At 38.5% G+C, this 13,831-nt stretch carries 15 protein-coding genes; all 15 read left to right on the plus strand.

Translation table 11 applies throughout. From position 1 onward, the window contains the following. The first annotated feature begins 10 nt into the window (after positions 1-10). The 15 genes from fabT (at position 11) to clpX (ending at position 13,581) form a co-directional block, all read left to right on the plus strand. On the plus strand, positions 11-466 hold the full coding sequence (fabT, locus tag ABDZ53_RS04160) for a fatty acid biosynthesis transcriptional regulator FabT (protein ID WP_425541674.1): 456 nt from the start codon (positions 11-13) through the stop codon (positions 464-466). Beyond that, entirely contained in the window at positions 466-1,452 is a 987-nt protein-coding gene (locus tag ABDZ53_RS04165; RefSeq protein WP_486187746.1) for a beta-ketoacyl-ACP synthase III, read from the plus strand. The genes fabT and ABDZ53_RS04165 overlap by 1 nt, the downstream gene beginning before the upstream one ends. An 18-nt stretch (positions 1,453-1,470) precedes the next feature. Beyond that, entirely contained in the window at positions 1,471-1,698 is a 228-nt protein-coding gene (locus ABDZ53_RS04170; protein ID WP_343754279.1) for an acyl carrier protein, read from the plus strand. Positions 1,699-1,724: 26 nt separating this feature from the next. After that, a complete protein-coding gene (gene fabK, locus ABDZ53_RS04175; protein ID WP_343754281.1) occupies positions 1,725-2,675 on the plus strand; it encodes an enoyl-[acyl-carrier-protein] reductase FabK in 951 nt (316 codons plus the stop codon). 79 nt (positions 2,676-2,754) lie between these two features. Then, positions 2,755-3,684: an ACP S-malonyltransferase gene (fabD, locus tag ABDZ53_RS04180; RefSeq protein WP_343754283.1), complete on the plus strand. Its 930-nt coding sequence runs from the start codon at positions 2,755-2,757 to the stop codon at positions 3,682-3,684. 13 nt (positions 3,685-3,697) lie between these two features. After that, positions 3,698-4,432, plus strand: a complete 735-nt coding sequence (gene fabG, locus ABDZ53_RS04185; protein WP_343754285.1) for a 3-oxoacyl-[acyl-carrier-protein] reductase — start codon at positions 3,698-3,700, stop codon at positions 4,430-4,432. A gap of 16 nt (positions 4,433-4,448) precedes the next feature. Next, positions 4,449-5,690 (plus strand): beta-ketoacyl-ACP synthase II, encoded by a 1,242-nt coding sequence (gene fabF / locus ABDZ53_RS04190; protein WP_343754287.1) that lies wholly within the window; start codon positions 4,449-4,451, stop codon positions 5,688-5,690. Beyond that, the gene (gene accB / locus ABDZ53_RS04195; RefSeq protein WP_343754289.1) at positions 5,691-6,185 is read left to right on the plus strand and encodes an acetyl-CoA carboxylase biotin carboxyl carrier protein; all 495 of its coding nucleotides are present in this window, start codon (positions 5,691-5,693) and stop codon (positions 6,183-6,185) included. Between the two features lie 15 nt (positions 6,186-6,200). After that, positions 6,201-6,632 carry a 3-hydroxyacyl-ACP dehydratase FabZ gene (gene fabZ, locus ABDZ53_RS04200; protein WP_343754291.1) on the plus strand — a complete coding sequence of 144 codons (432 nt, stop codon included), beginning with the start codon at positions 6,201-6,203 and terminating at the stop codon, positions 6,630-6,632. Positions 6,633-6,672: 40 nt separating this feature from the next. Beyond that, positions 6,673-8,046, plus strand: a complete 1,374-nt coding sequence (locus tag ABDZ53_RS04205) for an acetyl-CoA carboxylase biotin carboxylase subunit (RefSeq protein ID WP_343754293.1) — start codon at positions 6,673-6,675, stop codon at positions 8,044-8,046. Beyond that, positions 8,046-8,891 (plus strand): acetyl-CoA carboxylase, carboxyltransferase subunit beta, encoded by an 846-nt coding sequence (accD, locus tag ABDZ53_RS04210; protein WP_343754295.1) that lies wholly within the window; start codon positions 8,046-8,048, stop codon positions 8,889-8,891. The genes ABDZ53_RS04205 and accD overlap by 1 nt, the downstream gene beginning before the upstream one ends. A 24-nt stretch (positions 8,892-8,915) precedes the next feature. Further along, positions 8,916-9,698, plus strand: coding sequence for an acetyl-CoA carboxylase carboxyltransferase subunit alpha (locus ABDZ53_RS04215; protein ID WP_343754297.1), 783 nt, complete (start codon positions 8,916-8,918; stop codon positions 9,696-9,698). Between the two features lie 80 nt (positions 9,699-9,778). Beyond that, positions 9,779-10,726 (plus strand): tetratricopeptide repeat protein, encoded by a 948-nt coding sequence (locus tag ABDZ53_RS04220; protein WP_343754299.1) that lies wholly within the window; start codon positions 9,779-9,781, stop codon positions 10,724-10,726. 165 nt (positions 10,727-10,891) lie between these two features. Further along, positions 10,892-12,226, plus strand: a complete 1,335-nt coding sequence (gene tig, locus ABDZ53_RS04225; RefSeq protein WP_343754301.1) for a trigger factor — start codon at positions 10,892-10,894, stop codon at positions 12,224-12,226. A gap of 104 nt (positions 12,227-12,330) precedes the next feature. Next, positions 12,331-13,581: an ATP-dependent Clp protease ATP-binding subunit ClpX gene (clpX, locus tag ABDZ53_RS04230; protein ID WP_343754303.1), complete on the plus strand. Its 1,251-nt coding sequence runs from the start codon at positions 12,331-12,333 to the stop codon at positions 13,579-13,581. The last annotated feature ends 250 nt before the right edge of the window (positions 13,582-13,831 follow it).

A 13,831-nucleotide genomic window follows, 5' to 3' on the forward strand; every position in this document is an offset into this window, starting at 1 on the left:
AGGAGTTGATGTGGATTCACAAGTGTATGAAATAAACAATTATATGGTTTCTATATTTAATGATGTCCTAATGATTGAAGAAAGAACTTTACAGTCTAGTCAATTTAAAGACGTCTCAATTAAAGAAATGCATACAATTGAAGCGATTGGCATGTACCAAGAGCATACGACTAGCCAAGTTGCCAGAAAATTAGGAATAACTGTCGGTACTTTAACCGTCTCTGTCAACAACTTAGTGAGAAAAGGGTACGTGAACAGAGTTAGAAATAACGAAGATAGAAGAGTCGTTAAATTAGCTTTAACAAAAAAAGGCCGTTTATTATATAGACTTCATGACAAGTTTCATCGCGACATGGTAAGAGAGACCATTGAAGAGATGAGCGAAGAAGAAGCAAAAGTACTTATGCGAGGTCTAAAAAATCTTCATGGATTTTTAGAACGGACAAAGGAGCAGTTGCCAGATTGATAGAATTAAATAGTGTGAAAATTCATTCGACTGGGATGTATGTTCCCAGTAACGTGACTACCAATGATGACTTAACTCACTGGATGGATACATCTGACGAATGGATTAGACAACGTACTGGAATAGAGCAACGCCACCTTTCTGAAGGCGAAAATACAAGTGATCTATGTATAAAGGCTACGGAGAACATCTTAAAAGATGTCAACGTGAATCCTGAAGAAATCGGCTTGATTATTGTAGCCACAGTCACGCCTGATACACAGACACCGTCCGTCGCTGCAAAAGTTCAATCGGCTATTCAAGCAAAAAATGCAATTGCATTTGACTTGAGTGCGGCTTGTACAGGGTTTGTCTATGCTTTGTCTGTAGCAGATAAGATGCTTAAGCAAATGCAATCAGACTATGCGCTAGTGATTGGTGGAGAAGTCCTATCCAAAATTATCGACTGGTCAGATAGACGAACAGCCGTATTGTTTGGAGATGGAGCAGGCGGCGTATTGCTGAAAAAAGAAAAGTCAAGCTCAGATCTATTTATCGAAGATCTTCATACAGACGGGGATAGAGGAAATGCTATCACTATTGGTGGGCGTAAACTAAGTAATCCGCTCTTTACTTCTGATGACGAAGATGAAGGATATATGAAAATGGAGGGACGTTCTGTTTTCAATTTTGTGACTAAAACAATACCTGGAAGCATTGAATCTGTTCTTGATAGAGGGAACATGACTATGGATGACATTGATTATGTTTTATTTCATCAAGCTAATGCCAAAATGATTGAAATGGTAGCAAAAAAACTAAACAGTCCCATTGAAAAGTTTCCAATGAATATTCAAAAGTATGGGAATACATCTGCTGCTAGTGTTCCGATATTATTGGATGATTTAGTGAAAAGCAAACAATTGAAATTAGGCAGCAAACAAAAAATCATATTAAGTGCGTTCGGCGGGGGATTAACCTGGGGAACGGTATTAATAGAATTATAATTATTGGAGGAAACCAAAATGACAACATTTGAAAAAATACAAGAAATTATCGTAGACCAATTAGACAAAGAAGAAAGCGAAGTACAATTACAAACGAATTTTAGAGAAGAATTAGAAGCTGACAGCTTAGATTTATTCCAGATCATCAATGACATCGAGGACGAATTCGACATTAAAATTGAGTCTGAAGATGGGTTAGAAACAGTTGAAGATCTTGTTAAATATGTTGAAGGACAAATGGACTAAAAAATATATAGGGAAGGGGCTCCCAGATGAAACATCCATTACTAGAACAAATCGGAATTGATTATCCCATCGTTCAAGGAGCCATGTCCTGGGTAGCGACACCAAGTTTAGCAGCAGCTGTATCCAATGCTGGTGGACTTGGTATGTTAGGCTCAGGTCATGAACCAGGAGAGTTTGTTAGGAAATCAATTAAAGAAACGAAAAAACTAACGGACAAAACTTTTGGTGTGAATGTCTTACTGCTATCTCCTTATGTTGATGAAGTAGTAGATGTCGTTTGCGAAGAGGGAATAAAAGTAGTGACAACGGGTGCAGGCAGCCCCGGAAAATATATGAAAAAGTTTAAAGAAGCTGGCATTACTGTCATACCAGTCGTTGCCTCAGTCGCTTTAGCTCGTCGTATGGAAAAAGAAGGCGCAGATGCTATTATTGTTGAAGGAATGGAAGCAGGGGGGCATGTCGGGAAATTAACAACGTTGACATTGATTCCTCAAGTAACAGATGCCGTTTCTATACCTGTTATTGCTGCAGGAGGCATTGGCGATGGAAGAGGAATGGCTGCTTCCATTATGCTGGGTGCATCAGCGGTGCAATTAGGGACCCGCTTTGTGGTCGCTCATGAAAGTATCGCGCATGATAATTTTAAACAACGCATCATTAAAGCGAGAGATATCGATACCGTAGTGACAGGGCAGATAACAGGTCACCCTGTACGTGTTCTTAGAAACAAACTGACAAGAGAATACTTGAAAGTAGAAAAAGAAATTACCAGTGATGAATCCCCTAACTTTTCTAGATTGGAAGAGATTGGTAAAGGAGCTTTACGGAAAGCCGTTATTGAAGGCGATAAAGATGGCGGATCCTTTATGGCGGGACAAATTGCTGGACTAGTGAAAAAAGAACAGAGTTGTGAAGAAATCATTCAGGAAATCATGGCAGAATACAAAGAAGCGATTGAAAAGGCGCATATGTTTTAATTTTGACTGATACTTTGATATTCAAACTATTTAATGAATGAGTGGAATGCACCATTTGATAAGAGAAAGGAAGTTACGGTTGAAGACAGCATTTGTATTTAGCGGACAAGGAGCTCAGTATGATGGCATGGGCTTAGAGCTTTATGAAAATAATACTCGAGTAAGAGAAATCTTTGAAGAGGCTAGTGATAGGTTACATGTAGACATGAAGCAGGTGTGTTTTCAAGATGATCCCAAACTTCACTTTACTCCTTACACACAACCAGCCATTTTAACATTAAGTCATGCAATTGAAGAATTGATAAAAGCTGAAGGGTTTGTTCCAGACGTAGTTGGAGGACTAAGTTTGGGTGAATATACAGCTTTGGTTTCTTCTCAAGCCTTAACTTTTCAAGAAGCTGTGACTCTGGTCCATAAAAGAGGAACGTTCATGGAAGAAGCGGTGCCTAACGGAAAAGGAAAGATGGCAGCGGTTATAGGGCTGGAAGCCAGTCAAGTTGAAGAAATCTGTGCAGACGTTTCGAAAGAAATTTATGTGGACATCGCCAATTATAATACACCTAGTCAACTCGTCATTTCTGGAGAAGCATCTGGTGTAGAAAAAGCCAGTTTAAAAGCTGAGGATGCCGGAGCAAAAAGAGTAGTTGAATTAAATGTCAGTGGACCTTTTCACTCTCACATGCTTAAGCCAGCCGCAGAACTGTTTAAAAAGGAATTAGAACAGGCTTCTATTAACGAGCCAAAGTATCCCGTGTATTCGAATGTGACGGCACAGGTCTACCCGAATAAAGAGGCAATAATAGACTTACTGACACAGCAAATTTATTCACCTGTCAGATTTGAGCAAATGATCACTCAGATGATTGCAGATGGAGTAGATACATTTATCGAAATAGGACCAGGGAAAACATTACGTTCATTTATCAAGAGCATTGATAGAACAGTAACAGTAAAAAATGTGGAAAAAGAAAGTCAATTCAAAAAAGTAATTGAACTTTTGAATAAATAAAAAGGAGTTCAATATGGATAATACAAAAACAGTTATTGTTACAGGTAGTTCCAGAGGAATAGGAAAAGCAATTGCGACTGCTTTTCTTAAAGAAGGTCATAATGTTGTGGTCAACGGACGGAAAGAGTTCCCCTCTGATTTGATGGACTATTTTAACTCATTGCCTGGAAAGGCTCATCCTATAATTGGGGATATCAGTGATTCGGCTTTTGCCAAAAAACTGATAAAAGAGACAAAGAAAACTTTTAAACAAATTGACGTCCTGGTTAATAACGCTGGAATCACAAAAGATAATTTAATTATCCGCATGTCAGATGAAGAATTTAATTCAACTATTGATGTGAACTTGAAAGGGACGTTCTACACTACTAAAGAAGTAGCAAAAGTGATGCTTAAACAGCGTTCTGGACACATCATCAATATATCCAGTGTCATAGGTGTCGTAGGGAATGTAGGACAAGCAAACTACGCAGCCAGTAAAGCAGGAGTCATCGGATTTACGAAGTCTGTTGCTAAAGAATTAGCACCTAGAGGGATAACAGCTAATGCGATTGCACCAGGTTTCATCGATTCAGATATGACTACCGTGCTGACAGATGAGATTAAAGAAAAAACATTAAATTTAATTCCACTTAATCGTTTAGGGCAAGCAGAAGATATAGCAGAAACGGTTCAGTTTTTAAGTAATCAAAACTACATAACTGGGCAGGTTATACATGTCGACGGTGGAATGGTTATGAATGGTTAACTTTAGGAGGCAAAGAATGGAAAGAGTTGTCATCACTGGATTAGGAGCCATCACTCCACTAGGAAATTCAGTAGAAGAGTTTTGGAACGGGCTAAAAGAAGGAAAGAACGGTATTGGACCTTTGACCCGTTTTGATGGAGAAGAAATTGATGTACACGTTGCCGGAGAAGTCAAAGATTTTGATGGAAAAAAAGTGTTGGATCGTAAATCAGCTAAACGCATGGATTTATTTTCTCAATATGGCGTAGCTGCAGCTTTAGAAGCGATGGAAGATGCCGGTTTAAATCAGGAGAATATAAACGCTGATAGATTAGGAGTCATCGTTGGCTCAGGAATCGGTGGCTTACAAACAATGCAGGATTCCATTATCAAAATGCATGAAAAAGGAATGGAAAGAGTGGCTCCTTTATTCGTTCCAATGGCTATTGGAAACATGGTAGCAGGAAACATTTCTATCGCTACTGGAGCTCAAGGACCTAATTTATCTATAGTCACAGCCTGTGCAACAGGAAATAATGCTATAGGTGAAGCGTTTAGATCCATTAAACACGGCTATGCTGACTACATGCTTGCTGGGGGTTCTGAAGCCAGTATAAATGAGATAGGAATGGCAGGATTTGCCAAACTTCAAGCTCTTTCTAATAGTAAAGATGTCAATACCGCTTCCACTCCATTTGATAAAAACAGATCTGGATTTGTTATGGGTGAGGGAGCTGGAGTACTTCTTCTTGAAAGTTTATCTTCTGCTTTAGAAAGAGGAGCAACGATTTATGGTGAAATAGTTGGCTATGGAGCAACCGGAGACAGTTTCCACATGACTGCTCCTACACCAGATGGTTCTGGTGCAGCTAAAGCCATGCAACGAGCCATGGAAGAAGCGGGAATTACACCTGCAGAAGTAGGTTATGTCAATGCTCATGGAACAGCGACACCAGCTAATGATTCCGCTGAAACACAAGCCATTAAACTAGCTTTAGGAGAAGAAGGCGCTAAAGACGTTTTGGTTTCAAGTACAAAAAGTATGACAGGTCATTTACTGGGTGGTGCAGGAGCTATTGAAGCTATTGCCGCGATTAAATCACTACAAGAAGGCATTGTCCCGCCAACCATTAACCTATCCACTCCAGATGAAGAGTGTGATCTGGATTATGTTGCAAATGAAAGCAGAACGCTGGACTACCAGTATGCATTGAATAATTCGCTAGGTTTCGGAGGACACAATGCGGTCACGTGTTTCAAAAAGTGGGAAGGTGAGTAAATGAACAGTGAAGAAATAAAGGAACTCATTAAACAAATTGACTCTTCAACTTTACAGTATTTTGAATTAAGTAAAGAAGAGTTTTCAATTAAAATGAGTAAAAGAGAAGTAGAAACCGAGTATGTCTCTACTAAAGACTCTACCAATCAAACTGTTTCTCAACCACAAGTCCAAAGAACAGATATGAATGAGAATCAGAGCCAGACGAAGAAAACCGAGTCCGTCTCATCGAAATCGGAAGATAAAAATGCGAACTATCATATGATTAAAGCGCCAATTGTCGGTACTAATTATCTTTCTTCATCACCGGAAGCTTCGCCTTTTATCCAAGTAGGAGATAAAGTAACTAAAGGACAAACTTTAGTTATCATTGAAGCTATGAAAGTGATGAATGAAATTAAAAGTGATGTTGACGGTATCGTTAAAGAGATTCTGGTAGAAGATGGCCAAGCTGTCGAATACGACCAGCCTTTAATAGCTATTGATAGTGAATAAGAGGAGATATGTAAAATGACGACTATGACAGTACAAGAAATTCAAGAACTCATACCGAATCGTTACCCTATTTATTTTATTGATAAAGTGACTAACTTAGTACCGGGTGAACACGTGACGGCCATTAAGAATGTAACAATCAATGAAGAGTTTTTCCAAGGACATTTCCCAGGAGAACCAGTTATGCCAGGGGTATTGATTATTGAAAGCTTAGCTCAAGCCGGATCTATTCCTTTATTGAAAATGGATAAGTTTAAATCTCAGACAGCTTATTTAGGTGGACTGAACAAAGTAAAATTCAGAAAGAAAGTTGTTCCAGGAGATGTACTTAAATTAAAAGTTGATATCGTTAAATTGAAAGATTATGCTGGAATTGGAAAAGGCGTAGCCTATGTTGATGGAAAAAAAGTATGCGAAGCAGAAATGACTTTCATCATTGGGAGATAACCGTTACATTCTTTAATTAATCAGTGAGGAAGGTATGTGCATGTTTCAAAAAATACTCGTAGCTAATAGAGGAGAAATAGCCGTTCGAATCATCCGAGCATGTAAAGAATTAAATATTCAGACAGTAGCTGTGTATTCAACTGCAGATGAAGACGCTCTGCACATGCAATTAGCCGATGAAGCCGTCTGTATTGGACCTGCTAAAGCTTCAGAATCGTATTTGAATATACATAATATTCTAAGTGCGGCAGTTTTAACAGGCGCAGAAGCCATTCATCCAGGGTTTGGATTTTTATCAGAAAACAGTTTGTTTGCTGCTATGTGTGAAGAAGTCAATATAACATTCATTGGACCAAATAAAAAAGTCATTGATCAAATGGGAAACAAATCGAATGCGCGATTAATGATGGAGAAAGCAAATGTACCTGTCATTCCAGGAAGCAGTCAGTCCATCACAACAACGGATGAATTGTTATCTATTGTCGAAGACATCGGGTATCCTGTTATCATGAAAGCTGTCGCAGGTGGTGGCGGTAAAGGGATGCGTATGGTGTTTGATGAAAAGCAGCTCATCCCAAGTTTCCAACAGGCTCAGAGTGAATCTCAAGCGGCGTTCGGTGATAATCGCATGTATGTGGAAAAAATTATTTCACCTGCTAAACACATCGAAGTTCAGATACTAGGGGATAAACAGGGAAATGTCATCCATTTGGGTGAAAGAGACTGTTCGTTACAAAGGAATCATCAAAAGATTCTAGAAGAAGCACCGAGTCCTTTTCTATCCGATGAAACAAGAAAGAACATTGCCGAGAGTGCTGTAAGAGCGGCTCAATATGTGGGGTACGAAAACGCAGGGACGATTGAATTTCTAGTGGATGCGGATGAACGCTTTTACTTTATGGAAATGAACACGAGAATACAAGTAGAACATCCGATTACTGAAATGATAACAACCATTGATTTGATTAAAGAACAGATTCGTATTGCTTACGGTCTACCATTAAGTTATAAGCAAGAAGATGTTCTATTTACAGGACATGCCATAGAGTGTCGAATCAACGCGGAAAATCCGAGCTTTAATTTTGCACCGTCTCCAGGAACGATTGACTATTTGAACTTGCCTTCAGGCGGATTAGGACTGCGTATAGATACTGCGATGTTTGCAGGAAGTGATATCCCTCCTTATTACGATGCGATGATAGCTAAGGTTATTACTCACGGTCGTGATAGAGAAGAAGCATTATCTAAAATGAAACGGGCTCTGGAAGAAATGGTGATTGAAGGCATTCAGACTAACCTGTCTTTCCAGCTTAGTTTATTACAGGATGAAGAATTTGTTACAGGTGAGTACACGACCGAAACCTTATCTGAACGGTTTATCCCCCATTGGCTAAATGAAGAGGAGGGCAACTAATGCGTTTATTTAAAAAAAGACCCTATATCACTCTTCAAAAATCGAAAAGTGAAAATGGACCAAATGTGCCGGATGGCATGTTTGAAAAGTGTCCGAGTTGTAAGACGCCTATTTATGTAAAAGCCTTAGGTATTGAAAGAGTCTGTCCAAAATGTCATTACGCGTTTCGTATTCGTGCTCAAGAACGTTTATTGATAACCGTAGATAAAGAAAGCTTTTTGGAATGGGATGAAGCTGTACAAACGGGTAACCCGCTTGATTTTCCTGATTATGAAACTAAAATAACAGATGCACAGATAAAATCAGGTCTGAGAGAAGCCGTAGTGACTGGACAGGCGAACATACTTGACCATGAAGTGGCCATAGGTATTATGGACTCCCATTATATTATGGGAAGTATGGGTCAGGCAGTAGGAGAGAAAATCACTCTCTTGTTTGAGAAAGCAACAGAAAAAGACTTGCCGGTTGTTTTATTTACAGCTTCAGGTGGAGCCCGTATGCATGAAGGGATTATGTCCTTAATGCAGATGGCCAAAACAAGTGCTGCCATAAAAAGACATTCTGATAAAGGCTTGTTCTATCTGACAGTCATTACCGATCCGACTACAGGTGGAGTGACAGCCAGTTTTGCGATGCAAGGAGATATTATACTCGCTGAGCCAGGAGCGATGATTGGGTTTGCCGGAAAACGAGTTATTGAGCAAACGATAAAAGAAAACTTGCCGGATGATTTTCAGTTAGCAGAAACTGTATTGAGAAACGGATTCGTGGACTCTATCATTGAACGCTCTGAGTTGAGGAAAACGATTGGGCAATTGCTTTCCATGCATTCCTATATTCACTAATTGGTATATTAAAGGAGAGAGTACATGACCGATGCAATGACTATCGTTTCTTTAGCTAGAAGAACGGATAGAATCAACATGAAAGATATTACATCTCTACTTATTGATGATTTTATTGAACTCCATGGTGACCGTTCATACAAAGATGATGCTGCCATTATGGGAGGCATCGGCACACTGAAAGGCCGTCCTGTTACTGTGATAGGTAATCATAAAGGAACGACAATTGAAGAAAATAGACAGACCAATTTTGGCTCTCCACATCCAGAAGGGTACCGTAAATCCCTTCGATTAATGAAACAAGCTGAGAAGTTTAATCGGCCGGTTATAAACTTCATTAACACGGCAGGGGCTTATGCCGGTGTGGAAGCGGAAGAAAGAGGCCAAGGGGAAGCGATAGCTAGTAATTTACTGGAAATGAGCACCCTGAGCGTACCTATTCTTTCGATTATTTTAGGCGAAGGCGGAAGTGGTGGCGCTTTGGCTCTGGCTTTATCGGATGAAGTGTGGATGATGGAATTCTCCATCTATTCTATTCTATCACCTGAAGGTTTTTCATCTATACTATGGAAAGATGCTAAGCGAGCTAAAGAAGCGGCAGAATTAATGAAACTGACGTCAAGTGATTTAAAAGAATTGGGTATCATAGAAAAAGTAATTAAGGAAACAGAAGGCTCTGAATGGTTAGATAAAAAGAGTATTTTAGCTGATTTAAAAGAATCCATTAGTGATAAATTAATCGAATTGGAAAAACAGCCAAAAGACATGCTTATTCAAAAGAGATATGAGCGTTTCCGTAAATACTAAAGCAATAGGACTCCATATCCTATTGCTTTTTATTATGGACGAAACTTTGTGGTACAATGTGAAAGAGGAGTTGATGCCACGTGGGTAATAAAATAGAATTTCCTAAGAATTATGCTATCTATACAAACAAAGCGCTTAAATCACTACAGTCTAACAATTATGAAGAAGCCATCAGTTATTTAAAAAAAGCCTATACTATAAAAGATGACGAAAGCATCAATGTGTTGCTCGTTTCTGCCTTATTTCAAAATGATCGTATACGTGAAGCATTGGAAATGGCAGAAGAGAAAAAGGCATTTTATGAGAATAATGAACGCCGTTTACTGGTTTATGTCGAACTTTTGCTTGCAAATAACAATTTTTTGAGAGCTCAGAAATATATAGATGAGAATTCTAAAGGAGCGGATTCCCCTTATTACGAGACGTGGCTGAAACTAGATCAAGAGCTCTATTTAAAAAGGAAAGAAACGGAACGCCAGCAAAGAGAGAAAGAAGAAGTAAGTCTGAAGCAACTCTTTTCATTAGCGTCTGTTTCCCATGAAGAACAATTTAATATAATCAGTCAGGCTGATAGGCTAAGCACTCAGCAATTACAAAAGGTATCCCCATCCGTTTTCAATAACCCTTATGTTCACCCGCTTGCTAAATCAAGTTTACTTTCTATATTAATAGAAAGAAAAGACACAAAGAAATACAGTTACAACTGGTTTGAAGAGTCAAAAGTTATTGTGCCCAGTCAAATCACTCCTTTCGATAAGCATGAAACTGTTCTAACCCTTCACGAGATAGCGCGTCAAGTGTATGAACAGAATCCTTCTCTTTTCGAACTGGTAACAAACGAATTGAAGTTTATTCTTTTAATGTTGTTTCCATTCATAGAAGAGGTTATAACGAAAGGTAAAGAAAAAGAATGGGTTCTAGCAATCGGGGAGAGGGTAGAGGGATCAGTACCTAACGAACTTCAGACCTCTCAGTCGGATAAAGAAATTATCAATAAATGGATTAATAAAATTCAGGAAGAAATGTAAGGAAATAGGCCTGTATAGTTTACATTGCCATTGAAATATTGTATGATTATTGAGTATGTTTATGAATAATGCGATAAACAGATTATTTCTATTCGTCAACTTCTTGAATAGAAAGAACTAATCACTTTTATGCAAAAGAAAATATTTTTCGGAGGGTAATTATATATGGAAACATCATTTGAAAAAACAGGAGCGACAACAGGTCGTTTAGATTTTACTATCGATCAAGAAACAGTTAAAGAAGGTTTAGATAAAACATTTAAAAAAGTACAAAAGAATCTTAACGTACCAGGATTCCGTAAAGGAAGAGTGCCACGTCGCATCTTCAACCAAATGTACGGAGAAGAAGCTTTATACGAAGATACTTTAAACGAACTATTACCAGCAGCTTATTCTCAAGCTGTTGAAGAAGCAGGAATTGAACCTGTAGCTCAACCAAGTATTGACATTAAATCAGTGGGTAAAAACCAAGACTGGGAATTATTTGCTGAAGTCATCTTAAAACCAGAAGTGGAATTAGGAGACTATAAAGAGCTTGAAGTAACAAAACAGGACCGTGAAGTATCTGATCAAGACGTAGAAGACAGCTTAGAAAGACGTCGTGAAAGTTTAGCTGAATTAGTAATCAAAGAAGATGCAGCTGAAGACGGCGATACAGTTGTTATTGACTATGAAGGATTTAAAGATGGCGAAGCTTTCGAAGGTGGAAAAGGTGAAAACCATTCATTAGTATTAGGTTCAAACTCATTTATCCCTGGATTCGAAGAACAGTTAGTTGGTGTGAAAGCTGGAGAAGAAAAAGATGTTGAATTGACTTTCCCAGAAGAGTACCATGCTGAAGAGTTAGCTGGTCAAGATGCCGTATTCAAAGTGAAAGTCCACGAAGTGAAATCAAAAGAATTACCTGAATTAGACGATGAATTCGTTAAAGATTTAGATGAAGACGTTGAAACTGTGGATGAATTAAGAGAGAAAATCCGTAAAGAATTAGAAGAAAGAAAAGAAACATCAGCGAATGACATGCGTGATGATGAAGCAATCAGAAAAGCTGTTGAGAATGCCAAAATAGAAGAAATTCCTTATGAAATGGCTCATGAAGAAGTTCACCGTCAAATGGACATGTTTTTAAATAACTTAAAACAACAAGGCATTTCTCCAGAAATGTACTACCAAATGACTAACTCAACAGAAGCTGACTTGCATAAACAATTCGAAGGCGATGCAGAATTCAATGTACGTACAAACTTAGTACTTGAATCTATTGTTGAAGCAGAAGGATTGGAAGCAACAGAAGAAGATAGAGAAAAAGAAATCTCTGATTTAGCTGGTCAATATAATATGCCGGTTGAACAAGTAAAAAGTGTTCTATCCCCTGAATTATTAAACAGAGATATCTCTTTAAAGAAAGCTATTGATTTAATTACAACAACTGCGAAAGAAACACTTGAGCCTAAAGCTGAAACGGAAACAAATACAGACGAAGAAGCTGACTCAGAGTAAGCCGCAGGTAAATTTGAGGGGAATGCTTAATAAGCATTCCCTTTTTAATAATAAATGATTTATGAGATACTATTATAAAGGCATAGAAAAGAGGTGACCTGCCTATGTTTAACGATGGAGATCAAAAAGGAAGTATTTCCTGTTCGTTTTGTGGTAAATCACAGGAACAGGTCAAGAAAATAGTAGCTGGACCAGGTGTCTACATTTGTAATGAATGTGTGGATTTGTGTCAGGAGATTATGGAAGAGGAATTTAGTAAGCAAGCATTTGATAATGAGCTTGAAGTCCATAAACCTCACGAAATTAGAGAAATTTTAAATGAGTATATCATCGGTCAAGATGAAGCGAAAAAAGCATTGGCAGTTGCTGTATATAATCACTATAAACGAGTGAATAATCTGGGTGAACTGGAAGATGACGTGGAATTGCAAAAGAGCAATATTTGTCTGATTGGGCCAACAGGTTCAGGAAAGACGTATCTTGCTCAAACTCTTGCCCGTATCTTAAATGTTCCCTTTGCTATTGCAGACGCTACAAACTTAACTGAAGCGGGATACGTAGGAGAAGATGTGGAGAATATTCTACTGAAACTTCTGCAGTCTGCTGATTACGATGTGGAAGCAGCTCAACGCGGTATCATCTATGTGGATGAAATCGATAAAATTGCTCGTAAGTCTGAAAACGTGTCGATCACTCGTGACGTGAGTGGAGAAGGCGTACAACAAGCGCTTCTTAAAATCTTAGAAGGAACAACAGCCAGTGTTCCTCCACAAGGTGGAAGAAAACACCCTCATCAAGAGCTGATTCAAATCGATACCACAAATATCCTCTTTATTGTAGGAGGAGCATTTGACGGGATTGAAAACATGGTGAAAAGCCGCTTAGGAGATAAAGTAATCGGTTTTGGTGCATCAACTAACCGCCAGGAAATGAATGAAAAAGAAAGCATCATGCAGCAAATCATACCGGAAGACTTATTGAAATACGGATTGATTCCAGAATTCATAGGTCGTCTACCGATAACGGCTGTACTTGAAAAATTAACGGAAGATGACTTGGTTGAAATTTTAACTAAACCAAAAAATTCCTTGGTGAAACAGTACCAGAGATTGTTTGAAATTGATGATGTTGAACTCGACTTTGAAGAAGAAGCCCTCAGAAGTATTGGGAAAAAAGCCATCGAACGAGATACAGGAGCACGTGGCCTGCGTTCCATCATTGAAAGTATCATGTTAGATATTATGTTTGAGGTGCCTAGCCGGGACGATATTAAAAAAGTGGTTATTACAGAAGAAACAGTTGAAAGTAAAACTAACCCTAAACTTTTCGATCACGAAGGCAGAAAAGTAAGCTAAAAGGTTATGTATGGTAAAGGAGTAGAAAAGCCTAAACAGGCTCTTCTACTCCTTTTTGCTATTTAACTGAATGGAACCTTATCCAAAAAGAATCAAAGCATATGGGAAAACTGAAGGACCGTTTAGCTACTCCATTTCTTACTTTTTCCATATGACAGCCATCGAATATTAGACATCATTATCTCGAGTTTGACAGTCAAAACGACAAGAATGCCTTAGGTATAGGCTCTCTTATCGTTTTTTTAGTTGA

The sequence above is a fragment of the Alkalibacterium iburiense genome, assembly GCF_039521845.1.
GTDB lineage: Bacteria > Bacillota > Bacilli > Lactobacillales > Carnobacteriaceae_A > Alkalibacterium > Alkalibacterium iburiense.